Below are 21940 nucleotides of genomic sequence, written 5' to 3' on the forward strand. Positions count from 1 at the left end.
CCGGTGGGTTACGCCGGGTCCTGATGCCGTACGACGGTGTCGGGACCCGGCGACATCAGCGTCTCGTGACCGTCCTCGAAGCGGACGCGGTACGGCGGTCCGCCGTCCGCGCCGAGCACCTCGACGATCCGTGCGATGCGGTCGTGCTGCCCGACGATCCTGCCGTGCACCACCAGCTCGTCGCCTACGGTTGCACGCATCTGGAGTGCCCCCTCGTCCCGCTCTGTCGTCCGTTCCAGGGTCGCGATCCGTGGCCGCAAGTGTACGACGGGCAACGGGAGTTGGGGCCCCTTGAGCCGGTAACCCGTCAGCCGCGGGCCCGTTGGGTGACGGCGATGCAGACGAGCACGGCGGCCGCGGTGAGCGGGGCGGCGACGGTGAGGTGCTCGCCGAGCAGGAACACCGACCAGATGAGGGTCAGGAGCGGCTGGGCGAGCTGCAGCTGACTGGCCTTGGGTACGCCGATGGCCGCCATGCCCCGGTACCAGACGACCAGGCCGAGGAACTGCGAGCCGATCGCGGAGTAGAGCAGACCCGCCGTGCTGTGCCCGGTGGGCTGGAAGGACTCGTGCTGCAGGGCGACGCTCGCCCCGACGATGTTGAGCGGCAGGCAGAGGATCAGGCCCCAGCCGATGACCTGCCAGCCGGGCATCTCGCGGGCCAGGCGGCCGCCCTCGGTGTATCCGGCCGCGCAGATCAGGAGCGCGCCGAAGAGGTAGAGGTCGGCGGTGGTCAGCGCGCCGCCGCTCTGCTGCACGGTGAACGCGATGACCGCGGCGGCCCCGGCGAGCGCCGCGGCCCAGAAGGCGCGGGAGGGCCGGGCGCCGGTGCGCAGCGCGGAGAAGACGGCGGTCGTCAGGGGGAGCAGCCCCACGACGACGGCCGCGTGCGCGGTGGTGGACGTCTGCAGGGCGAGCGTGGTCAGCAGCGGGAAGCCGACGACGACACCGGCGCCGACCACCGCGAGCCCTGCCCAGTGGCGGCGGTCGGGGACCGGGACGCGCAGGGCGAGCAGACAGCCGCCCGCGATGAGCGCGCTGAGCACGCCCCGCAGCGTCACCAGGCTCCAGGGGCCGATGCCTTCCAGGCCCCAGGCGGTGGCGGGGAAGGTGAGCGAGAAGGCGGTGACGCCGAGCGCGGCGAGCAGGGTGCCGGTGCGGCGGGAGCCGTGCGCGGCGGTGCCGGGCTTCTCCGTGACCTCGACCGCTATCCGGGTCGGACGAGTAGCGCTATCCTGTGCTGTCATGCATGACGGTAGCAGTGTGGGCGAATTGGCGAAACAGCTGCGAGATGAGCTGGACCGCTACTCTCCAGGTGGAAAGCTCCCATCGAGCCGGGCCCTGGTCGAGCGGTTCAGGGTCAGCCCGGTGACCGTGTCACGGGCCCTGGGGCAGCTGGCCGCCGAAGGGCTTGTCGTCACCCGGCCCGGCGCCGGGGTCTTCCGCGCCGAACCGCAGGCCGCCGCGGCCCCGGCCGGTGACACCTCCTGGCAGGAGGTGACGCTGAGCGCCGACGCCGCCGCGGAACCGGTGCCGCGCGCTGTCGACGCCTCCGGCGTCCTGGTCACCCTGGCCGCGCCCGCGCCCGGCGTCATCGAGTTCAACGGCGGCTATCTGGACGCCTCGCTGCAGCCCGAGCGCGCGATGGCGGCGGCCCTCGCGCGCGCGGGGCGACGGCCGGGCGCGTGGGGGCGGCCGCCGGTCGACGGCCTCATGGAGCTGCGGGAGTGGTTCGCGCGGGGCATCGGCGGGGCGATCACGGCGGCCGAGGTGCTCATCACGGCGGGCGGGCAGAGCGCGCTGACGACGGCGCTGCGGGCACTCGCGCCGCCCGGCGCCCCGGTGCTCGTCGAGTCGCCCACCTACCCGGGGATGCTCGCCATCGCCCGCGCCGCGGGGCTGCGTCCCGTGCCGGTCCCGGTGGACACCGACGGCGTGCGCCCCGACCTGCTTGAGGCGGCGTTCCGGGCCACGGGGGCGCGCGTCCTCGTCTGCCAGCCGCTCTTCCAGAACCCGACGGGGGCGGTGCTCTCCGCCGAGCGCCGCCCCGAGGTGCTGCGGATCGCCCGCGCGGCAGGCGCGTTCGTCATCGAGGACGACTTCGTACGCCGACTCGTGCACGAGGACGCGGGACCGCTGCCGCGGCCGCTCGCCTCCGACGACCGCGACGGCGTCGTCGTGCACGTCTGCTCGCTCACCAAGGCCACCTCGCCGAGCTTCCGGGTGAGCGCGCTCGTCGCCCGCGGCCCCGTCCTCGAACGGCTGCGCGCCATCCAGGTCGTCGACCACTTCTTCGTGCCCCGGCCCTTGCAGGAGGCGGCGCTCGAACTGGTGGGCTCGCCCGCCTGGCCCCGCCATCTGCGGGCGGTGGCAGGCGAGTTGAAGGACCGCAGGGACGCGATGGCGGCGGCGCTGCGGCTGCGCTTCCCCGAGCTCGCGATGCCGCACGTCCCGGCGGGCGGCTACCACCTGTGGCAGCGCATGCCCGACGGCACGGACGAGGCGGCGCTGGTCTCCGCGGCACTGCGCGCGGGCGTCGCCGTCGCCCCCGGCCGCCCGTACTTCGCGGCCGAACCCCCGGCGGCGTACATCAGGCTGAGCTTCGCGGCGGTCGCGGGGACGGGGGAGATCGCGGAGGGCGTACGCAGGCTCAGGGCCGCCTGCGACGAAGTCCTCGGGTGAGAAACGGGCTCGACGGCGCGTCGGGCAGCTGGCAGGGTCGGGGGATGAGCGACAGCACAGCACCCGGCATCGCCGACGGCTACGAGATATCCGCCGACCCCGCCCGCATCGACGCCGCGCGCGTCCACCAGTGGCTCTCCACGGACGCGTACTGGGCCCTCGGGCGCACCCGCGAGAAGCAGGACGCGGCGATCGCCGGATCGGTCAACTTCGGTGTGTACGAGGAGGCTTCCGGCGAACAGGTCGCCTACGCCCGCGTGGTGACCGACCGGGCCACCTTCGCCTGGCTCTGCGACGTGTACGTCGCCCCGGCCGCCCGCGGCAAGGGGCTCGGTACCGCACTCGTCGCCGAGGTCCGCGCGCACGTGGAGCCGTTCGGAGTGCGCCGCGTCCTGCTCGCCACGGCCGACGCGCACGGCGTCTACGAGAAGCTCGGCTTCGCGCCCCTGGACAACCCGGAGAAGTGGATGGCGCTCGGTATCCAGTGAGCGCACCCTGGGTGAGCCCTTGACCTGCGCTCTCGTGCGCCTCAACATCACCGCATGCATGCTCGCGTCACACTCATCGCCGCCGCGCGCAGCGCCTCGCTGCTCGCGGAGCGCTTCGACGACGACCGGCCGCTCGACCGGGCCGGGTGGCAGGAGGTCCAGGCCGCCGCTCCCGCGCTGCTTCCGCTCGGCGTGGCCGAGTTGCGCTACTGCTCGCCCACCCCGCGCAGCCGCGCCACCGGCGACGCACTCGGCTTCGCGCCGCTCGCCCAACCCGCGCTGCGGGACTGCGACATGGGGCGGTGGCGCGGTCTTACGCTCGCCGAGGTCACCGCGCGCGAACCGGCCGTGGTCGACGCCTGGCTCGGCGACCCCCGTGCCGCGCCGCACGGCGGCGAGTCGCTGCTCGGGTTCATCTCGCGGGTCGGCGGCTGGCTCGACACCCGGCCGACAGGACCCGACGCCCGCGTCCTCGCCGTGGCGGAGCCCGCCGTGGTGCGCGCCGCGCTCACCTACGCCCTGAAGGCGCCCCCCTCGACGTACTGGAACATCGACGTCCGCCCGCTCTCGACGGTCACCCTGACCGGTCACGGCGGCCGCTGGAACCTCCGCCTCGAGGCGAGCGCCGGTACTCCGTGACCAGCAGCAGGTCCTTGGCGGGTCCGCCGACCCGCCAGCTCGTACGCCATCGGTCCTCGTCGTACACCGCGAACTCGCCGCGGTAGAGGTCGGCGACGCACGGGTGGTCCGCCGTGTGGCGCCCGGTGCGCAGGTCGAGGTCGTGGAAGGGACGGCCGTCGGCGAACTCGACGCGGGCGGTGCCCGGTTCGTCGCCGGGCAGGAAGCGCAGGGTGCGCTCGGCGGGGCGTGCGGTGCCCCGCCAGGTGAACGTGCCCGACTCGTGGTGGAGGAGACCGCCGTCGTCCGGGGCGGGCAGCGGCGTGAAGCGCGTCGTGCCGGTGAAGCGGCCCTCGGGCCCTTCCGTGAGGTCGCGGACCGTGCGCTCCACGTGCCAGGTGCCCGCGAGATGGGCGAGGACGTCGGGTACGGGATGCCCGGTCATCGCGGGGTGGGCGCTCTCATCGGGGAAGGGCATGCCACCGAGGCTACGTCCCCGATGAGAGGCGCCGGACGGGGCGGGGCCTAGCTGTCGACGACGGACAGGCTCCGCTCGTCGTACCGCGTGCCCGCGACCCCGCCCGCGGGCGCCGCCGCGTCGATCGCGGCGAGCTCGTCGGCGGAGAGCTCGATCGCGACGGCCGCGAGGTTCTCCTCCAGGTACTTCTCGCGGCGCGTGCCGGGGATCGGCACGACGTCGTCGCCGCGGTGCTGCACCCAGGCGAGCGCGAGCTGCCCCGCGGTGACGCCCTTCTCGGCGGCGAGCGCGTTCAGGGTGTCCACAATGCCCAGGTTTCGCTCCAGGTTGCCGTCGGCGAAGCGGGGCTGGGTGCGCCGCAGATCGTCCTCGGGCAGCCCGTCGAGCGTGGTGTAGCGGCCGGTGAGGAAGCCGCGGCCGAGCGGCGAGAACGGCACGATGCCGATGCCGAGCTCGCGGCAGACCGGCGCGATCTCCGCCTCCAGGTCCCTGGTCCACAGCGACCACTCGCTCTGCAGCGCGGCGATCGGGTGCACGGCGTGCGCCCGCTCGATCGTGCGCGCGCTCGCCTCGGAGAGCCCGAGGTGGCGCACCTTGCCCGCGTCGACAAGATCGGCCATCGCGCCGACGGTCTCCTCGATCGGCACGGACCTGTCCACCCGGTGCAGGTAGTACAGGTCGATGTGGTCGACGCCCAGGCGCCGCAGCGAGGCGTCGCACGCCTCGCGGACGTACGCCGCGTCGCCCCGGATGTGCAAGGGCTCGCCGAGCCGGTTGGCGAAGCCGAACTTGGTGGCGATGACGGCCTGTTCGCGGCGGGATCCGGCGAGCGCCCGGCCGAGGAGCTGCTCGTTGTGGCCCGAGCCGTAGAAGTCGGAGGTGTCGAGCAGGGTGGTGCCGAGGTCGAGGGCACGGTGGATCGTCGCTGTCGACTGCGCGTCGTCCGACGTGCCGTAGCCATGGCTCATCCCCATGCACCCGAGCCCCTGCGCCGAGACCGTCAGCGCGCCGAGGTGTCGCGTGGGAAGGCTGGTCATGGTGAAACCTCCTGGGTCGTTCCTGGTGAACGTGCATGACCCTATGAGTTGGAGAGAACTCCAGGTCAACCGGGACGCGGCGGCCGTTCGCCGGGGCGCGGAGCATAGAGATCCAGAGCAGGCAAGTAGGGCTGTCCCCAGGGGAGTTCGGGCGGAGAGCCCGATGGTCCGGCCCCGAGCGTGCTCCTACTGTCATGATCAGCACTTCCGCCCACACTTCCGCCCACCGGAATCACTCAAGGAGCACGATGCGCATCGCGTCAGCAGTCACAGCGGGTCTCGGCCTCGCGGGACTCCTCGCCACAGGGGCGGCGGCCGCCCCGCAGGACTCGCCGCGCGGCCCTCGCGAGACGGTGAACTGGGGCGCCTGCTCCGCCGACCAGAAGGAGCTGAACGAGGCGGGCGCGCAGTGCGCGAAGGTGGCCGTTCCGCTCGACTACAGCGACCCCGGCGGCCGTACGATCGACATCGCGATATCCCGGATCAAGGCGAAGTCGCCCGGGCAGCGGCGCGGCATCCTGCTCTCCAACCCGGGCGGCCCCGGCGGCAACGGCCTGGCCACCACCCTCTCCCTGCGCCCCACCCTGAAGGACGTCGCCGACCGCTACGACCTGATCGGCTTCGACCCGCGCTTCCTCGGCGAGAGCACCCCGCTCACCTGCGGCCCCGCGCCGCGCCCGACGCCGCCCCCGGAGACCACGACGCCGCGCGCCGACTTCGACGCCTCGACGCGCGCCGCCCGCGACACCGCGCGCCGCTGCCAGGAGCACGGCGACAACGCCGCGCTGCTGCCGCACGCCTCGACCCGCAACGTCGCCCGCGACATGGACGCGATCCGCGCCGCGCTCGGCGAGCGCAAGATGTCGTACTACGGCGTCTCGTACGGCGCGGACCTGGGCGCCGTCTTCACCCAGATGTTCCCGCGCCGGGCCGACCGGATCGTGATCGACTCCTCGACCGATCCGGCGGCCACGCAGTACGAGCTGTTCCAGCGGTCGGGGGCGCCCGCCGAGGCGGCACTGTCCCCCGGCATGCGGGCGGACATGGAGAAGCTGCTCGCACGGGCGGAGCGGCATCCCGTCCCGATCGCCGGGCAGCGCCTGGACGCGAAGCTGGTGCGGGTCATGTTCAAGCAGCTCGTGCAGCACGAGGAGAACGACGAACAGCTCGCGGGCATGGTCAGCGACCTGACGAGGGCGGCCGCCGGTGAGGAGGTCGAGCCCGGGCCCGCGCTCGCCGCGATGCTGGCGTTCCTCAATTCGCCCGAGGTGGAGAACAGCATGCTCGGCGGCGCGATGTTCATGTGCGGCGACGGCGGCTGGCCCGCGGGCGGCTGGCCCAAGGACCCGGAGACGTACTGGAAGAACATGGAGGGAAGCCGCGCCACGCAGCCGGTCTTCGGGCCCTATGTGAACTCGATGATCGCCCCGTGCGCGTTCTGGAATTCGGCGCCCCGCGAGCCCGGCACGAAGATCGGCAACAAGGTGCCCGTCCTGATGCTCCAGGCCCGCCTGGACAACAACGTCCCCTACGAGGGCGCGCTCGCGCTGCACCGCAAGCTCAAGGGATCCCGGCTGCTCACGGCCGACATCCGCTCGCACGGCGTGTACGGGCGCGGCAACGAGGGCCACACGGCCATCCCGTGCGCCGACCGGACCGTCAACGCGTACCTGCGGGACGGCAAGTTGCCCGCCGCCGACGTGACCTGCGCGCACCCCGACAAGAAGACGGGGGCACAGCGATGATCACCAGGCGTACCGGACTCGCGGCCACCGCCGCTGCGCTGCTCGGCGGGGCGGTGATGACGACGGAGGCGAGGGCGTCCGAGTCCCGCGCGCGCCGCTCGGACCCTGCCGGGTCCGCGCTCCAGAAGAACGTCGAAGCCGTCAGGGACGCCGGAGTGTCCGGTGTCATCGCCGAGGTGCAGAGCGCGCACGGGAGCACGAGGGCCCGCGCGGGTGTCGCCGACCTCGCGTCGCGGGAGCCCGTGCCCCAGGACGCGTACTACCGGATCGGCAGCGACACCAAGACCTTCACCGCCACCGTCGCCCTCCAACTCGTCGGCGAGGGACGCCTGAAGCTCACCGACACCGTCGAGCGGTGGCTGCCGGGGGCCATCAGGGGCCACGGCAACGACGGCCGCCGGATCACGGTCGCCAACCTGCTGCGGCAGACCAGCGGTCTCAACGACTACTTCGCCGTCGGCGCGGACCCCGGCGAGTTCACGCCGGATGCCTACCGCCGCAACCGGTTCCGCGCGCAGCGCCCCGAGGAGCAGCTGGCGGCGGCCGTCGGCGCACCGCCGCAGTGGCTGCCCGACGCCGACGACCCCGCGGGGGAGCGGCGCTGGGGATACTCCAACACCAACTACGTCGCGGCCGGACTGGTCATCGAGGCGGTCACGGGGCATTCCTGGGCCCAGGAGGTGCACGAGCGGATCATCGAACCGCTCGGCCTGCGCCACACGTTCACCCCGGGCACGTCGCCGTACCTGCCGATGCCGACCGCCACCGCATACACGTACTTCCCGAAGGAGACCCGCCCCACCGACACGACCGTCGCCCAGGGCGGGGGAGCGGACGGCTGCGTCATCTCGACGACCCACGACCACGCGCTGTTCCTGCGCGCCCTGTTCGACGGGCGGCTGCTGCGCCCGGCCCAACTGGCGGCGATGCGCCGGACGGTGCCCGCCCCCGACTGGATCGCGGCGCCCGGTGTCCGCTACGGGCTCGGCATCGCCTGGCGCCCGGTGGCGGGGATCGGCGAAGGCATCTGGTTCCACGGCGGGACCAGCCTCGGCTGCGTCTCCGAGTGCGGTGTCACCGGGGACGGTGCCAGGGCCGTGACCAGCGCCGCGTTCACCGTACGACTCGGCGGCCCGGAGTCGGATGAGCAGGCGGCGCGGACCCTGCGGATGGTGGAGGCGGCGCTGCGCTGACGGGGGGTGGGGTGTCCGTCGCGTCCGTCCCCGCGGCCGCGGCGGTCTCCGCGTTCCGGCGCGGCAGCCGGGCCGCCACCAGCGCGCCGAGCGCCGCGACCACCGCGAGCACCGTGAGCGTCGGGCCCATCGCGGCGACGAAGTCCCCGTCGCTCCAGTGGGGCGCCGTGGCGCCGGGCCGCGTGGTGGCGGGGGTGAGAAGGGTCATCAGCGCCGTCGCGAGGGCGACGCCGAGTGCGGGGCCGATGTTCATGGCGGTCTGCTGGAGCCCGCCCGCGACTCCGGCGTCGCCCACCGGTGCATGTCGTACGGCCACGGTGGTCGCGGCGACCATCACGGTGCCGAACCCGGCACCGACGAGCAGGAACCCGGCGCCGACGGCCCCGGCGGCGGGATCGGGGCCGAGGCGCGACAGGACGAGCACGCCGGCCGTGAGCACCGCCATCGCCGTCATGACCGTGCGCCGCGGCCCGTGCGCGCGAAGGATTACGGCCGCCAGCGGCGCGGCCACCACCATCAGCACGGCGAGGGGCAGCGCCTGGACGGCGCTGCGCAGCGGGTCGAGCGCGAGGACGTCCTGAAGGAAGTACGTGGCGACGAAGAGCGCCCCGAACATCGCGGCGGACGCGGCGAGCAGGACGCAGAGCGCCGGGCCGACCGCGGCGGAGGCGAGCAGTCCGGGCGGCACGAGGGGACCGGGCGTACGCCGCTCGTGCCGGGCGAACGCGCCGCCCGCGACCGCCGTCACCAGGAGCCCCGCCCAGGTGCCCGCCGTCGGACCGCTCTCCGCGACGGCGACCAGCGTGTGCACGAGAGCGGCCAGGGTCACCGCGAGCAGCACGGCCCCCGGCACGTCGAGCCGGGGCGCGGGGCCCCGGCGGCGCGGCGCGGGCACCCGGACAAGCAGGGCGAGGACGCCGATCGCCAGCGCGGGCACGACGTTGAGGAAGAAGACGGAACGCCAGCCCAGGTGGGTGGCGAGCGCGCCGCCGAGCAGCGGGCCCGTGGCGGCCGCGAGGCCGATGGCGCTGGTCCGCAGCGCGATGGGCATGGCGAGCTTGTCGGGCGGGAACGCGGCTCGCAGCATCCCGAGGGTGGCGGGCTGGAGCAGCGCGCCGCAGACGCCCTGGACGACGCGCAGCGCGATCACCCAGCCGATGCCGGACGCGAGCCCGATGCCCGCCGACGCGAGCGCGAACCCGAGCGTGCCGACGGCGAAGAGCCGCCGGTGCCCGTACCGGTCGCCGAGCCGCCCCGCGAAGACGAGCAGGCTCGCCACGGCGATGAGATATCCGGTGCTGGTCCACTGCACCTGCGCGAACGAGGCGTCCAGATCGCGCTGCAGGACGGGCTGCACGACGGTCAGCACGGTGCCGTCCAAGGCGACGATCATGGCGCCGACGACGCTGCAGGCCAGGGTGAGGTGGCGCCGGAGCGCAGGGGCGGCCGTCATGAACCCGCCGGACCCAGGTGCGCGTCGAGCGCGGCCGCGAGCAGCTCGTCGGCGTCCTCGGCCCCCGACGCGAGGCGCAGGCTGCCCCACGCCCACAGCTGCGCGATGCCGTGCAGGTTCGCCCAGAGCGCGCCCGCGACGACCCGGGCCCCGGGGCCCCCTTCGGACCCCTGGCGCGCCTCGGCGACCAGGCCGACCAGGACGTCGAAGAGCGGCAGGCTGGTCTCCCGCAGGCCGAGCTGGTTGCTCTCCAGGAGGTCGTGGCGGAACATCAGCTCGAACATGCCGCGGTTGGCGGCGGCGAAGTCGAGGTAGGCGCGGCTCAGCGCCCGAAGCCGGTCCCGCGCGCTCCCGCTCGCCTCACCCGTCGCCTGCTCCGCCCCGGCCGCCAGCTCGGCGAAGCCCCGCTGGGCGATGGCGGACAGCAGCGCCACGTGCGTGGGGAAGTACCGCCGGGGCGCCCCGTGCGAGACCCCCGCCCTGCGCGCGATCTCCCGCAGTGTCAGGGCCTGTACTCCCTGTGCGGCGACGAGTTCGACGCCCACGTCCACAAGCCGGGCCCGCAGCCCGGCGTCCTGTTCGTTCATAGACACTGTCTACCGCACCGCGTAGACAGTGTCTACTTCGAACGCGAGTCTGAGGCCCCCTGTCCGCGAGGGGGGAGGTAGGAGGTATCTTGATGTCGAGAAATGTTGCAGACGCGGAGCGGAGCACCCGGTGACTGACTCGACCATCATCTACACCCACACTGACGAGGCCCCGGCCCTGGCGACCCATTCGTTCTTGCCGGTGGTCCAGGCCTACGCCTCGACGGCGGGTGTCAGCGTGGAGACCCGCGACATCTCGCTCGCGGGCCGCATCATCGCGAGCTTCCCCGAGCGCCTCGAGGAGAGCCAGCGGATCTCCGACGCCCTCGCGGAGCTCGGCGAGCTGGCCAAGACCCCCCAGGCCAACATCATCAAGCTGCCGAACATCTCGGCGTCGATCCCGCAGCTGAAGGCCGCGGTCGCCGAGCTGCAGGCCCAGGGCTACGCGCTCCCCGACTACCCGGACGACCCCAAGACCGACGAGGAGCGCGACACCCGCGCCCGCTACGACAAGGTCAAGGGCAGCGCCGTCAACCCGGTCCTGCGCGAGGGCAACTCCGACCGCCGCGCCCCCGCGTCGGTCAAGAACTACGCCAAGGCCCACCCGCACCGCATGGGTGCCTGGACGGCCGACTCCAAGACGAACGTCGCCACCATGGGCGCCGACGACTTCCGCTCCACCGAGAAGTCCGCGGTGATCTCCGAGGCAGGTTCGCTGCGCATCGAGCTCGCGGGTGAGGACGGCTCCACCACCGTCCTGCGCGAGTCCGTACCGGTCCTGGCCGGCGAGGTCGTCGACGCCTCCGTCATGCGCGTCGCCCAGCTGCGCGAGTTCCTCACCGCGCAGGTCGCTCGCGCCAAGGCCGAGGGCGTGCTCTTCTCGGTGCACCTCAAGGCCACGATGATGAAGGTCTCGGACCCGATCGTCTTCGGCCACGTGGTCCGCGCCTTCTTCCCGAAGACCTTCGCCGCGTACGGCGAGACCCTGGCCGCCGCGGGTCTTACCCCGAACGACGGCCTCGGCGGCATCTACAAGGGCCTGGAGTCCCTCCCCGAGGGCGAGCAGATCAAGGCGTCCTTCGAGGCCGAGCTCGCCGAGGGCCCCGAGCTCGCCATGGTCGACTCCGACAAGGGCATCAGCAACCTGCACGTCCCGAGCGACGTCATCGTCGACGCCTCCATGCCGGCCATGATCCGCACCTCCGGCCACATGTGGGGCCCGGACGGCGACGAGCACGACACCCTCGCGGTCCTCCCGGACAGCAGCTACTCCGGCGTGTACCAGGTCGTCCTCGACGACTGCCGCGCCAACGGCGCCTACGACCCCTCGACGATGGGCTCGGTCCCGAACGTCGGCCTGATGGCGCAGAAGGCCGAGGAGTACGGCAGCCACGACAAGACCTTCGAGGTCGCCGCGGCCGGCACCGTCCGCGTCGTCGACGGCGCCGGGAACGTCGTCCTGGAGCAGTCCGTCGCCGCCGGTGACATCTTCCGCATGTGCCAGACCAAGGACCTGCCGATCCAGGACTGGGTCAAGCTCGCCGTCACGCGCGCCCGCGCCACCGGCAACCCGGCCGTGTTCTGGCTGGACGAGAACCGCGCGCACGACGCCGTGCTCATCGAGAAGGTCGCGGCCTACCTCGCCGAGCACGACACCGCAGGGCTCGACATCAAGATCATGTCGCCGGTCGAGGCCACCGCGTTCTCGCTCAAGCGCATCCGCCGCGGCGAGGACACCATCTCCGTCACCGGCAACGTCCTGCGTGACTACCTCACCGACCTGTTCCCGATCCTGGAGCTCGGCACCAGCGCCAAGATGCTCTCGGTGGTCCCGCTGATGAACGGCGGCGGCCTCTTCGAGACGGGCGCGGGCGGCTCCGCCCCGAAGCACGTCCAGCAGCTGGTCAAGGAGGACTACCTGCGCTGGGACAGCCTGGGCGAGTTCCTCGCCCTCGCGGTCAGCTTCGAGCACCTCGCCACCACGACGGGCAACGCGCGCGCCCAGGTGCTCGCCGACACCCTCGACCGGGCGACCGGCACGTTCCTGAACGAGAACAAGTCGCCGAGCCGCAAGCTCGGTGGCATCGACAACCGCGGCAGCCACTTCTACCTCTCCCTGTACTGGGCGCAGGAGCTGGCCAAGCAGACCGACGACGCGCAGCTCGCGGAGGCGTTCGCGGCCCTGGCCAAGACGCTGACCGAGCAGGAGGAGACCATCGTCGCCGAGCTCGTCGCCGTGCAGGGCAACCCGGTCGACATCGGCGGCTACTACCAGCCCGACACCGCCAAGGCGACGGCCGTCATGCGCCCGTCCGCCACGTTCAACCAGGCGCTGTCGACCCTGAGCTGAACACGCTGTGCCGACGCCTTGAGCTGACGCACGGCATGCGCCGCCGCCCCGGCCGGAACCTTCCGGCCGGGGCGGCGGCGTACGCGCACCGATGTCTCCTCAGGCATCCCGTGCCCGCAGCACCAGCGCGCCCAGAGCGAGCGACACCGCCGCGTACGCGCCGAGCACCCCGAGCCCCGCCCAGGGCCCGATCGGCAGCCGGTCCAGATCCCGGGTGGCCCGCACCGCGAGGCCCGCCGTCGACGGGGTGAGGCGCTGCGCCCACTTCTGCCAGTCGGGGTCGGCGAGCAGCCCCGCGAGCAGCGGCAGGGCGTAGAACAGGGCGAGCGCGGAGGTGGCCGCGGCCGCCGTGTCCCGCAGGGCCGTGGCCACGCCGAGGCCGACCAGGGCCGCGAGGACCAGATGGAGCACGGAGCCGAAGGCCGCCCGGAGCACGGCCCCTGCCAGGAGCCCCGGCACCGCGAAACCCTCGTCGGCGAGCAGCTCGCGCCCCGCGAGCAGCGACCCGGCGACGCCGATGGCCGCCGCGGCAGCCGTCAGCGCGCACACCACCGTCGCCTTGGCGGCCAGCATCCGCATCCGTCCCGGCTCCGCCGCCAGCGTCGTACGGATGGTGCCCGTGGCGTACTCGCCGCTCATCGCGAGCACCGCGAGGACGACGGCCGCGCCCTGGCCCACCCACACGCCCGTGAGGCTGAGCTTCACGGTGTCCTCGTGGCACGCGGCCGGATCAGGGCAGTCACCCGCGGACAGCGCCGCGCAGGTCACCGCGCCCACCGCGACGGTCAGCGCCACCAGGGCGAGCAGCAGCCACCACGTGCTGTGCAGCGTACGGAGTTTGGTCCACTCGGCGCGCAGCGTGCCGAGCCCCCGGCCGCCGCTCGCGCGAAGCGGCGTGGTCGGCGCCGTCACGCGTCCCGCCTCCGCAGCCGCCACATCGCGGCGCCGAGGACCAGCACGGCGTACAGGGCGAGCGTCGCGACGCCCGTCCAGGGGCCCTGCGGATAGCAGCTCTCCTCCGGCAGGCACACCGTCGCCACCTGGTCGTAGCGCGGCAGCGTGTTCTGCACGGCGAACCCCGCGACGGGCGTGAGGCGTTGGATGCCGTGGGCGAGGCCGAGCGGCAGGCCGCCGAGCAGGATCAGCGGCAGCACGAACAGGACGACGACGGTGGCGATCGCCGCCGCCGTACCGCGCATCAGGGCGCCGAGGCCGAGCGCGAGCACGGCGACCAGGGCCAGTACGGCGGCCGTGCCGATGACGGCGCGCAGCGCGGGCCCGTCGGTCAGCGAGAGGTCGGCGAAGAGCATCGGCAGGGGATCGCCGCCCTTCAGCTCGGGCGCGCTGACCAGGAACGCGGCGACGCACGCGACGAGTCCCGCGACGAACGCGGCGGCGCCGATGACGACGGCCTTGGCGGCGAGCACCCGGCCGCGCCGCGGGCTGGCCGTGAACGTGGTGCGGATCATGTCGCGCCGGTACTCGGACGTGATGAAAAGGACGCCGAGCGCGGCGATCAGGACGAGCCCCAACTGGGCGCCGTCCAGGGCCATGACGGCGAGGTCGTTCTGCGGCGGCGCGGGGGCGATGTCGCCCGACCCGGCGAGCGTGAAGGTGCCTTTCGACCGGTCGAGGTCGCCCATCCGCACGTGCGGCTCGCCGACGTCGGTGAGCCGCCAGTCCGCCGCCCCGGCGCGGCCGTCGAGCGCCACCCGGTCGAAGCGCGCGGCGGACCGCGAGGGGTTCTGGTCAAGGGACATGCTGCCGAACGACCGCTCGGCCGACTGGATGTCGGGCGAGGCGACGAACATGCCGACGGGCAACGCGCGCGGCGGTCCTGCCAGTTCGACCGTGCCGACCTCGCGCCAGTGGCTGCCGTCGGCCGACTCGTACCCGGTGACGGTGGCGCCCGAGCGGGTGAGCCGCAGCCAGCGGGAGGTCCCCGGGGGGACGGCGGAGCCCGCCACGTCACGGGAGAATCCGCTCTGCAGGCGCACTCCGTGCCGGGCGGTGAGCATCAGCGCCGCGTACTCGGATCCCGGCCGGGTGCTCTCCTTGATGAGCAGTCCCGCCTTCGCCCACGGCGGCGTCGCGCTGTCGCCCTGCCCGGCGGGCGCCCCGACGCGGGCGGTGACGCTGCCGTCGCCGGTGAGGGTGCGGTGCACGAAGGGGAAGTTGTCGACGATCGACTGTCCCTCGGGGCCGGTGGGCGGCTTCCCGCGTCCCCCGTTCGAGACCTCGCTGCCCGAACTGACGGCGGAGAAGAGGGAGACGAGGACGGTCACCAGGACCGCGGCGAGCAGGGTGATCCCCCAGCGGCGTACGGTACGCAGCTTGGTCCACTCGGCGCGCAGCAGCTGCGGGAAGCCGTCGCGGGCGACGGGCACGGCCGAGGCGCGGCGGGGCGTGACGGTGCTCATCGCACACCTTCCGTAACGGTGCTCATCGCACACCTTCCGCAACTGCGGCATCGTCTCCGCCGTCGTCCGCGTCCTCGTCCCCGGCCGCGCCTGCCGCGCGCTCCGGCCCCACAGCGGTCTCGTCCGCCGCGAACTGCACCGCGTCCCTGGTGAGTTCCATGTACGCCTCCTCCAGCGTCGCCCGGTGCGCGGCGACCCCCGAGAACACCACGCCAGCACTGCCGAGCAGCGCCACGACGCGCTCCGCGGGCAGCAAGGAGACGGTGAGCGTGTCGCGCCCGGTGGCGGCGACGCTCGCGCCCGCCCCCGAGAGGACGGCCATCGCCCGTGCCCGGTCGGCTGTGCGCACCGCCACCCGGTCCCCGGAAGCGGCGGCGAGCAGCTCGGCCACACCGGTGTCGGCGATCACCCGGCCGCGCCCGATCACCACCAAGTGGTCGGCGGTGTCCTCCAGTTCGCCCATCAGATGGCTGGAGACGAGCACGGTGCGGCCCTCGGCGGCCAGCGTCCTGAGGAACCCCCGGATCCAGCGGATGCCCTCGGGGTCGAGGCCGTTGACCGGTTCGTCGAGCAGCAGCACCGGCGGATCGCCGAGCAGCGCCGCGGCGATGCCGAGCCGCTGCCGCATCCCGAGCGAGTAGCCGCCCGCCCTGCGCCGCGCGGCGCCGCCGAGCCCCACCACGTCGAGCACCTCGTCCACGCGGCGCACCGGCAGGCCGTGCGAGTGCGCGAGCCACAGCAGGTGGTCGCGCCCGCGCCTGCTGGGATGCACGGCGGCCGCGTCCAGCAGGGCGCCGACCTCCAACAGCGGGGTGCGCAGGGCCTGGTAGCGGCGCCCGCCGATCAGCGCCGTGCCCTCGTCGGCCGTGTCCAGGCCGAGCAGGATGCGCAACGTGGTCGACTTTCCCGCCCCGTTGGGCCCCACGAACCCGGTCACCTGACCCGGCGTCACGTCGAAGCTGAGCCCGTCCAACGCGGCGACGGACCCGAACCGTTTGCGCAACTCCCGTACTTCGATGGTCGCTTCCATGCGCCCCGCTTCCCTTCCCCCGAGATTCCCCGTACTCCCCGTCATGGGAAGTGAGGTTAGGGATGCCGAGGGCGCGGGTCGTCACGCGCCGGAGCCGTCTTCGTATCCCTCACGTGAGGGACTCCCCGAACGCCCGCGCCGGTGACAATGACACCCGTGAAGGCACCCATCACCTGGCGGCGGCCCGGCGGCGCGGGTCCGCCGGAGGCCCCGGTCGTGGCGGCGGCCCTCCTCGCGCTCGCCGCCGCGGGAGAGGTCCTGCTGCGCGCCGACGGAAGGATCCCGCTGCCGCTCGCGCTCAGCCTCGCCCTCGGCGCGACGGCCCCGGTCGCGGTGCTCGCGGCACCGGCGCGAGGCAGTGGCCGCAGGACGGCAGGGGCAGCGGCCCTGACGGCGGGCGCCGCCGGGATGCTCGCGCTCGCCCCCTTCCACGTGCTGACCGCGGCCGGTCTGTGCGGGCTCCTGTTCGCCCTGTACCGGACCGGACGCCACGGCCCCAAGGCGCTCGCCGTGCTGCTCGCGCTGCCCTTCGTCGGCTACGCGGTCGCCGCGCCGTCCGGCACCGGCACCGCGACCCGCCTCCTCGCGGTGGCGGTCGCCGCCTGCGCGGCCGCCGCGTCCGGCGCCGGGCTCGCCCGCACCGCCCGTGACACGGCGCTCGCCAAGGGCGCCACCGACCGGGCCATCGCCGACACCCTGCTCGAACACGCGGCACGTGGCGAACGGGCGCGCATCGCACGGGAGTTGCACGACGTGGTCGCCCACCACATCTCGATGATCGCCGTGCAGGCCGAGACCGGCAGGCTGACCACCGAGGGCCTGCCCCCGGCCGGGGCCGAACGCTTCCTCGCCATCGGCGACACGGCTCGCACCGCGCTCACCGAGATGCGCAGACTGCTCGGCGTCCTGCGCGGGGACGCGGGCCCGGCGGACGTGCCCGAGCGGCGCCCGCAGCCCGGCATCGAGCAGCTCGTCGAGCTCGTCGACGAGGCACGCGACGCGTCGGGCGCGGCGCTGCGGCTGATCGTCGAGGGCGCGATGCGCCCGGTGGACCCGGGCGTCGAGCTCACCGCGTACCGCATCGTCCAGGAGGCCCTCACCAATGCCCGCAGACACGCGCCGGGCGCCGCGGTCGACATCGAACTCCGTTACGCCCGCGAGGCGTTGATCCTGCGCGTGCGCGACAACGGACCCGGCCCGAGAACGACCACGGAGGGCGGCGGCGTTGGGCACGGCCTGCTCGGCATGCGCGAGCGCGCCGCGATGGCGGGCGGCGACCTGCGCGCGGGCCCCGCACACCTCGGCGGCTTCCTGATCGAGGCGACGTTCCCGACCCCGTCACGAGAGCAGGCCGCATGACCACCCCCGTACCGGACGCCCCCGGACTGACCACCCCCGTACCGGACGCCTCCGCGCCGCTGCGCATCGTCATCGCCGACGACCACGAGGTCGTCCGCTTCGGCTACGCCGGGCTGCTCGCCACCCAGCCCGACTTCACGGTCGTCGGCACGGCCGCGGACGGCGCCGAGGCCGTCCGCGTCTGTCGTGAACTCCGGCCCGATCTCGTCCTGATGGACGTCCGCATGCCGGTGATGGACGGCATCGAGGCGACCGGGCAGCTCGCGGACACGGACACCCGCGTCCTCATCCTCACCACCTTCGACCTCGACGAGCACGTGTACGACGCCCTGGCCGCGGGAGCCGCCGGGTTCCTGCTCAAGGACGTCACGGCGGAGCACCTCTTCGACGCCGTACGCGTGGTCGCCGCGGGCGAAGGACTGCTCGCGCCGACGGTGACCCGCCGTCTGATCGCCGAGTTCGCCCGGATCCGGCCCGGCAGGACGGCGGCCCGCGCGCCCCGTGTCGACGCCCTCACCCCGCGCGAGACGGAGGTGCTCCGGCTGATCGCGGAGGGCCTGTCCAACCCGGAGATCGCCGCGCGGCTGCACGTCGGCGAGGAGACCGTGAAGACCCACGTGAGCCGCGTGCTCGGCAAACTGGGCCTGCGGGACCGCACGCAGGCGGTGGTCGCCGCGTACGAGTCGGGCCTGGTGGTGCCGAGGGTTACGGACGGCTGAGGGGCGGCGCGGGCCGCCTCGGTGGGGCGCCGGGGCCCGTCAGGACCGGCGCTTGGGCTTGCCCCGCTTGGCGGTCGGCTTCCCCGACTTGGCCCGTGCGGTGCCGCCGCCCCCTCGCGCGGGCTTGCCCGCACCCGACTTCCCCGCGCCCGACTTGCCCGCACCGGACGGCTTCCGCCGCGCGCCGCCCGCCGCCTCCGGGCGCTTGTCCTTCGCCTTCGCCTGCGCGGGCTGCTGCGTACGTCCCCGTGAGCTGTTCACCGTGCGCCCGCGCACGATCCCGATGAAGTCCTCCACCAGGTCCGTGGTCGCGTCCTCGGGCCAGGACAGCGCGACGCGCGACTCCGGCGCGTCGGAGACCGGCCGGTAGGTGAGGTCCTTGCGGTGGTGCAGCCGGGCGAGCGACTGCGGTACGACGAGCACGCCGATGCCCGCCGCCACCAGCTCCACGGCGTCCTCGGTCGTGGCGGGCCGCTCGTTCGCGGGCAGTCCGGGGCGCCGCTCCCACTCCAGGACGTCGTCGAGCGGATGCAGCACGATCTCGTCGGCGAGGTCCTCGGCGGACACCTCGTCGACCGCCGCCACGACGTGGTCCTTGGGGACGATCACCACGGTCGCCTCGGTGTAGAGGGGGATCGCGCTCAGCGCCGTACGGTCGATGGGCAGCCGGACGAATCCGGCGTCGGCCCCGCCGCCGCGCAGCACGTCAGGTGCTTCCGCGGCGGACACCGTGTGGAGCGTCAGCGGGACGCCGGGCTGCCGCTCGTTCCAGATACGCACCCATTTGGCGGGTGTCACCCCGGGGACGTAGGCGAGCCGGAACGAAGGGGATACATCCGAGCCTGTCACCTCGCCAGGCTACCCGGCGTGGTCGGGAGTAGCGCACACGCTCGATACCCTGGACCCATGACGTCGCACCAGACCACCCAGACCATGAAGCCCGCGACCGCGGCGAAGAAGCTGGGTGTGTACCTCCAGGCCACACCCGCCGAGTTCCAGGCGGGTGTCGTCTCGCGCGGCGAGCTCGCCGCGCTGCAGGCCGACCCGCCCGAGTGGCTCCAGGAACTGCGGCGCAACGGCCCGCACCCGCGCCCCGTGGTCGCGGCCAAGCTGGGCGTCTCCATCGCGGGCCTCGCCCGCGGCGGAGTCACCGAGCCGCTCACCACGGAGCAGATCGAGGCCCTGAAGGAGGAGTTCCCCTCGTGGCTGCGCCAGGAGCGCGCCACCCAGGCCGAGGTCCGCAAGGAGACGGTCCGCATCAAGGAGAAGCACCAGCAGGAGAAGGACCGGGCGCAGGCTCAGGACCAGTAGGAACCCCCTCCCGCCCGGCACGGGCGCGGACGAGCGTCCGCAGCATCGCGGCCCCCGTCCCCACCGCCACCACGTGCAGCACCGCGGCGACCAGCAGGTTCTCCGGCAGGGCCGCGTCGGCCGGTCGGGCAAGGGCCAAGTAGAGGGTGAACGGCAGTTTCCAGGCGCTCCAGGCGAAGAGCGCCCCGGAGCCGAGCCAGCACAGGGCCAGGGGCACCCGGCGGGGCAGCCGGGCGGGGCGGCCCCGGGCGATCGTCCAGGTGGCCGCCGCGGCGAGCAGTGACCAGCCGCTGAGTACGCCCGTCAGGAGCCGCCCGGTGAGGTCGCGCTCCGCCGGGTGGGCGATGCCCGCGGTGCCGCCCGCGGCCCAGTACAGCCAGACCGCCGCGATCGCGACGGCGGTGACGGCGGGCCACGGCGGTACGCGCGGCGGCCCGGACCCGCCGTCGCCCGTCCGCCCCGCGAACACGCCGGGCCACCGGCGGCGCAGATACGCGGGAAGCGCCACGGCGAGGCCGAGTCCCATGCCCACGAAGCCGATCTGCACGAGGACGGCCTCCCAGCCGGGCATCGCCGGGTCGTCGTCGGCGCCGCTCCTCGGCCCGTCGTCCGACGGCAGCAGCAGGGAGCCGAGTACGGCGTAGGGGAGCAGCGGCACGAGGAAGCCCGTGCCCACCCAGGCGCAGAAGGCCAGCGGCCGCCCGGGGAGCCGCGCTCCCCAGGGCCGTACCAGCGCGAGGGCGACCGCGATCCCGGTCGCCGCCATGCCGACGGTCACGGTGTTGAGCACCACCCACCCCGTCACGTCGAACCCGGCGCCGATCGGCGCGAGCCCGAGCAGCGAGCCGATCACCCACGACACCTTGATCACCAGATAGGGCGTCAGCGCGAGCGCGGCACCGTACCCGCCGATCCGCCCGGTCCGGTCCCACAGGTCCATGCGAACTCCCCTCGCTCGGTGCGGAGTTCAAGCCTGTGTACGGGCGGGCGGCCGGACGTCGGCCGACGGGGGTATCCGCCTCGCCCGCGCGGGGGAGGCGGCGCCGCCCGGGGCCTACGCCCCGCGGCGGAGCTGGGCCGAGAGGTGGTGCTGCAACGGCTGTCCGACCGCCGCGAGGTCGTGCGCGAAGTCCAGCGCGTCGGCGTCGGTGAGCGTGTAGCGGCGGCGGGTGGCGTCGACCTCCTTGGCCGTGGGGGTGCGCGCCACCTCGTGGGTGGCGATCTCCACCGTGCCGTCCGCCGCGCGGCCGACCGCGATCTCCGCGATGCCGGTGGGCTGGGTGATCAGCGCCTCGACGCGGCCGTCCTCCTGCAGCCGCCACCAGCCGCTCTCGCGGGCGGACGGGCGCAGCGGCGCACCGTCGGCGTCGAGCAGCCAGGCCCGGGCCTCGTAGTGGAGGAAGGGGCGGCCGTCATGGCTGAAGGTCACTTCCTGGGCGTACGAGAAGTCCGCTTCGAGCGTGGGGTATTCACCGCGCCCACGGCCGTGCCAGGTGCCGAGGAGACCGAGCACCGGCGCGAGGAGCGGGTGCGGCGCGGGTGCCTCGTCGGGGCGGTGGCCGTCGGGGAACGGGTGCCCGGATGCGGGATCGAACATGGGTGGCGCTCCTGAGGTCGGGGCTGGGGCCTGGGCTGGGGTCTGGGCTGATGCCGGGGGAAGCCTAGGGCCTGTCCGGCAGGTCAGGGCGTGCTCGGGTGGCGTCCACGGTCCGGTGCGTGCCAGACCCCGCGACAGCGCCATGGTCCGCCGGACAGGCCCTAGGACCGTCACGCGCCGATCAGCAGTCCTGGCCGAGCGCCGCGATCAGCAGCCCTGGCCGAGCGCCGCGGTCGGCAGGAGTGGCCGACCGCGGCACTCGCCCGCGCGTGGGGGCCGAGCGGCCTCAGCCCTTCGCCGGGCGCAGTTCGACGTCGTGCTGGTCGCTCGCGACGATGGTCGGCATGGGCAGCCCGCCGCGGGTGTTCAGATGCATCAAGGTCGCCTCGACCTCGGCGGATCCGGGCGTCAGGGACGTCCCGTTCCCGGGCTTCTCCCGGTTCACCCAGGTGTGCTCGGCGCCGTCGCACCGCGCGGCCGTCCCGCCGATGCCGTGCCGCACCGGGCCCTGCCGCACCGTCGACGACACGAACACCGGCCCCGGGGCTGACCGCGGTGAGCAGCGGTAGGTACCGGAGACGGTGACCGTCCCGTCCCTGGACACGGTCCCCTCCGCATCGGCGGAGACCGACCCGGACCAGATCGTGATCGCGCCCGCCGACCCCGTCACTCCCGTCAACAGCCCCGCGGCGACCACGGCACTCGCGGCAACAAGACTTCCTCGCACTGGCACAGCTCCTTGTCGTAGGCATTCCGATGCGCCCGTGCCGGAAACCTGACGTTCGCCGGGCGCACGCGCTGATCAACGCGCCGACCGCGCATGACGACACGTGTCGACGACGGACCGCGTGGCGGCCCCGAAAGAAGTCTCATT

Annotated in this window: 22 protein-coding genes; 9 read left to right on the plus strand and 13 right to left on the minus strand. The window is 73.9% G+C overall.

Annotated features, from left to right (window positions below; all coding sequences use genetic code 11):
• Positions 1 to 8 precede the first annotated feature (8 nt).
• Together CP970_RS35665 and CP970_RS35670 are read right to left on the minus strand one after the other, a co-directional pair.
• On the minus strand, positions 9 to 200 hold the full coding sequence (locus CP970_RS35665; RefSeq protein WP_055546612.1) for a DUF1918 domain-containing protein: 192 nt from the start codon (positions 198 to 200) through the stop codon (positions 9 to 11).
• 107 nt (positions 201 to 307) lie between these two features.
• Positions 308 to 1246 carry a DMT family transporter gene (locus CP970_RS35670; RefSeq protein WP_055546614.1) on the minus strand — a complete coding sequence of 313 codons (939 nt, stop codon included), beginning with the start codon at positions 1244 to 1246 and terminating at the stop codon, positions 308 to 310.
• Between CP970_RS35670 and CP970_RS35675 the strand changes: the two genes are divergently transcribed.
• From CP970_RS35675 to CP970_RS35685, 3 genes are read left to right on the plus strand one after another with little or no spacing between them, the layout of a single operon-like run.
• Positions 1245 to 2681, plus strand: coding sequence for an aminotransferase-like domain-containing protein (locus CP970_RS35675; RefSeq protein WP_055546616.1), 1437 nt, complete (start codon positions 1245 to 1247; stop codon positions 2679 to 2681). The two genes, CP970_RS35670 and CP970_RS35675, sit on opposite strands and share 2 nt — an antisense overlap.
• A 44-nt stretch (positions 2682 to 2725) precedes the next feature.
• Positions 2726 to 3169, plus strand: coding sequence for a GNAT family N-acetyltransferase (locus CP970_RS35680; protein ID WP_055546666.1), 444 nt, complete (start codon positions 2726 to 2728; stop codon positions 3167 to 3169).
• A 54-nt stretch (positions 3170 to 3223) separates the two neighbouring features.
• A complete protein-coding gene (locus CP970_RS35685; protein WP_055546618.1) occupies positions 3224 to 3808 on the plus strand; it encodes a histidine phosphatase family protein in 585 nt (194 codons plus the stop codon).
• Here the strand turns inward: CP970_RS35685 and CP970_RS35690 are convergent.
• A complete protein-coding gene (locus tag CP970_RS35690; RefSeq protein ID WP_224058900.1) occupies positions 3744 to 4265 on the minus strand; it encodes a DUF6314 family protein in 522 nt (173 codons plus the stop codon). The genes CP970_RS35685 and CP970_RS35690 overlap by 65 nt on opposite strands.
• Before the next feature lie 47 nt (positions 4266 to 4312).
• Positions 4313 to 5302, minus strand: a complete 990-nt coding sequence (locus tag CP970_RS35695) for an aldo/keto reductase (RefSeq protein WP_055546622.1) — start codon at positions 5300 to 5302, stop codon at positions 4313 to 4315.
• Between the two features lie 248 nt (positions 5303 to 5550).
• Between CP970_RS35695 and CP970_RS35700 the strand changes: the two genes are divergently transcribed.
• Both CP970_RS35700 and CP970_RS35705 read left to right on the plus strand, forming a co-directional pair.
• Entirely contained in the window at positions 5551 to 7047 is a 1497-nt protein-coding gene (locus CP970_RS35700; protein WP_055546624.1) for an alpha/beta hydrolase, read from the plus strand.
• Entirely contained in the window at positions 7044 to 8240 is a 1197-nt protein-coding gene (locus CP970_RS35705; protein WP_079043436.1) for a serine hydrolase domain-containing protein, read from the plus strand. The genes CP970_RS35700 and CP970_RS35705 overlap by 4 nt, the downstream gene beginning before the upstream one ends.
• Here the strand turns inward: CP970_RS35705 and CP970_RS35710 are convergent.
• A complete protein-coding gene (locus tag CP970_RS35710) occupies positions 8161 to 9693 on the minus strand; it encodes an MFS transporter (protein ID WP_063806062.1) in 1533 nt (510 codons plus the stop codon). The two genes, CP970_RS35705 and CP970_RS35710, sit on opposite strands and share 80 nt — an antisense overlap.
• Complete coding sequence (locus CP970_RS35715) at positions 9690 to 10280, minus strand: TetR/AcrR family transcriptional regulator (RefSeq protein ID WP_055546626.1); 591 nt, start codon at positions 10278 to 10280, stop codon at positions 9690 to 9692. The genes CP970_RS35710 and CP970_RS35715 overlap by 4 nt, the downstream gene beginning before the upstream one ends.
• A 130-nt stretch (positions 10281 to 10410) precedes the next feature.
• Here CP970_RS35715 and CP970_RS35720 point away from each other — a divergent pair, with 130 nt between their 5' ends.
• Entirely contained in the window at positions 10411 to 12630 is a 2220-nt protein-coding gene (locus CP970_RS35720; RefSeq protein WP_055546629.1) for an NADP-dependent isocitrate dehydrogenase, read from the plus strand.
• 99 nt (positions 12631 to 12729) lie between these two features.
• Here CP970_RS35720 and CP970_RS35725 read toward each other — a convergent pair whose 3' ends face one another.
• The 3 genes from CP970_RS35725 to CP970_RS35735 are packed head-to-tail and all read right to left on the minus strand — an operon-like array spanning position 12730 to position 16080.
• Positions 12730 to 13542, minus strand: a complete 813-nt coding sequence (locus tag CP970_RS35725) for an ABC transporter permease subunit (protein ID WP_224058902.1) — start codon at positions 13540 to 13542, stop codon at positions 12730 to 12732.
• Positions 13539 to 15050 carry an ABC transporter permease subunit gene (locus CP970_RS35730; protein WP_055546631.1) on the minus strand — a complete coding sequence of 504 codons (1512 nt, stop codon included), beginning with the start codon at positions 15048 to 15050 and terminating at the stop codon, positions 13539 to 13541. Before CP970_RS35730 ends, CP970_RS35725 begins: the two co-directional genes overlap by 4 nt.
• A 22-nt stretch (positions 15051 to 15072) precedes the next feature.
• Positions 15073 to 16080: an ATP-binding cassette domain-containing protein gene (locus CP970_RS35735; RefSeq protein WP_079043437.1), complete on the minus strand. Its 1008-nt coding sequence runs from the start codon at positions 16078 to 16080 to the stop codon at positions 15073 to 15075.
• Between the two features lie 147 nt (positions 16081 to 16227).
• On the opposite strand from CP970_RS35735, the gene CP970_RS35740 reads away from it, so the two are divergent.
• Positions 16228 to 17439: a sensor histidine kinase gene (locus tag CP970_RS35740; protein WP_055546633.1), complete on the plus strand. Its 1212-nt coding sequence runs from the start codon at positions 16228 to 16230 to the stop codon at positions 17437 to 17439.
• On the plus strand, positions 17436 to 18158 hold the full coding sequence (locus CP970_RS35745; protein WP_055546636.1) for a response regulator transcription factor: 723 nt from the start codon (positions 17436 to 17438) through the stop codon (positions 18156 to 18158). The genes CP970_RS35740 and CP970_RS35745 overlap by 4 nt, the downstream gene beginning before the upstream one ends.
• 39 nt (positions 18159 to 18197) lie before the next feature.
• Here CP970_RS35745 and CP970_RS35750 read toward each other — a convergent pair whose 3' ends face one another.
• Positions 18198 to 19007, minus strand: coding sequence for a LysR family substrate-binding domain-containing protein (locus CP970_RS35750; protein WP_079043438.1), 810 nt, complete (start codon positions 19005 to 19007; stop codon positions 18198 to 18200).
• Between the two features lie 57 nt (positions 19008 to 19064).
• Between CP970_RS35750 and CP970_RS35755 the strand changes: the two genes are divergently transcribed.
• Positions 19065 to 19469, plus strand: a complete 405-nt coding sequence (locus CP970_RS35755) for a DUF5997 family protein (protein WP_055546640.1) — start codon at positions 19065 to 19067, stop codon at positions 19467 to 19469.
• Here CP970_RS35755 and CP970_RS35760 read toward each other — a convergent pair.
• The 3 genes from CP970_RS35760 to CP970_RS35770 form a co-directional block, all read right to left on the minus strand.
• Positions 19417 to 20409, minus strand: coding sequence for a hypothetical protein (locus CP970_RS35760; RefSeq protein ID WP_055546642.1), 993 nt, complete (start codon positions 20407 to 20409; stop codon positions 19417 to 19419). The genes CP970_RS35755 and CP970_RS35760 overlap by 53 nt on opposite strands.
• Before the next feature lie 114 nt (positions 20410 to 20523).
• On the minus strand, positions 20524 to 21066 hold the full coding sequence (locus tag CP970_RS35765; RefSeq protein ID WP_055546644.1) for an FABP family protein: 543 nt from the start codon (positions 21064 to 21066) through the stop codon (positions 20524 to 20526).
• Between the two features lie 286 nt (positions 21067 to 21352).
• Positions 21353 to 21793, minus strand: coding sequence for a DUF6299 family protein (locus CP970_RS35770; protein WP_317987174.1), 441 nt, complete (start codon positions 21791 to 21793; stop codon positions 21353 to 21355).
• Positions 21794 to 21940: the final 147 nt, after the last annotated feature.

The organism is Streptomyces kanamyceticus (assembly GCF_008704495.1).
GTDB lineage: Bacteria > Actinomycetota > Actinomycetes > Streptomycetales > Streptomycetaceae > Streptomyces > Streptomyces kanamyceticus.

Bases quoted from the DNA above. Each gene is read 5' to 3' on its own strand.
- CP970_RS35765 (WP_055546644.1), bottom strand. From the start codon at position 21,066: ATGTTCGATCCCGCATCCGGGCACCCGTTCCCCGACGGCCACCGCCCC.
- CP970_RS35685 (WP_055546618.1), top strand. From the start codon at position 3,224: ATGCATGCTCGCGTCACACTCATCGCCGCCGCGCGCAGCGCCTCGCTG.
- CP970_RS35705 (WP_079043436.1), top strand. From the start codon at position 7,044: ATGATCACCAGGCGTACCGGACTCGCGGCCACCGCCGCTGCGCTGCTC.
- CP970_RS35695 (WP_055546622.1), bottom strand. From the start codon at position 5,302: ATGACCAGCCTTCCCACGCGACACCTCGGCGCGCTGACGGTCTCGGCG.
- CP970_RS35675 (WP_055546616.1), top strand. From the start codon at position 1,245: ATGCATGACGGTAGCAGTGTGGGCGAATTGGCGAAACAGCTGCGAGAT.
- CP970_RS35735 (WP_079043437.1), bottom strand. From the start codon at position 16,080: ATGGAAGCGACCATCGAAGTACGGGAGTTGCGCAAACGGTTCGGGTCC.
- CP970_RS35710 (WP_063806062.1), bottom strand. From the start codon at position 9,693: ATGACGGCCGCCCCTGCGCTCCGGCGCCACCTCACCCTGGCCTGCAGC.
- CP970_RS35760 (WP_055546642.1), bottom strand. From the start codon at position 20,409: ATGGACCTGTGGGACCGGACCGGGCGGATCGGCGGGTACGGTGCCGCG.
- CP970_RS35700 (WP_055546624.1), top strand. From the start codon at position 5,551: ATGCGCATCGCGTCAGCAGTCACAGCGGGTCTCGGCCTCGCGGGACTC.
- CP970_RS35680 (WP_055546666.1), top strand. From the start codon at position 2,726: ATGAGCGACAGCACAGCACCCGGCATCGCCGACGGCTACGAGATATCC.
- CP970_RS35740 (WP_055546633.1), top strand. From the start codon at position 16,228: ATGACACCCGTGAAGGCACCCATCACCTGGCGGCGGCCCGGCGGCGCG.
- CP970_RS35690 (WP_224058900.1), bottom strand. From the start codon at position 4,265: ATGCCCTTCCCCGATGAGAGCGCCCACCCCGCGATGACCGGGCATCCC.
- CP970_RS35665 (WP_055546612.1), bottom strand. From the start codon at position 200: ATGCGTGCAACCGTAGGCGACGAGCTGGTGGTGCACGGCAGGATCGTC.
- CP970_RS35715 (WP_055546626.1), bottom strand. From the start codon at position 10,280: ATGAACGAACAGGACGCCGGGCTGCGGGCCCGGCTTGTGGACGTGGGC.
- CP970_RS35745 (WP_055546636.1), top strand. From the start codon at position 17,436: ATGACCACCCCCGTACCGGACGCCCCCGGACTGACCACCCCCGTACCG.
- CP970_RS35670 (WP_055546614.1), bottom strand. From the start codon at position 1,246: ATGACAGCACAGGATAGCGCTACTCGTCCGACCCGGATAGCGGTCGAG.
- CP970_RS35730 (WP_055546631.1), bottom strand. From the start codon at position 15,050: ATGAGCACCGTCACGCCCCGCCGCGCCTCGGCCGTGCCCGTCGCCCGC.
- CP970_RS35755 (WP_055546640.1), top strand. From the start codon at position 19,065: ATGACGTCGCACCAGACCACCCAGACCATGAAGCCCGCGACCGCGGCG.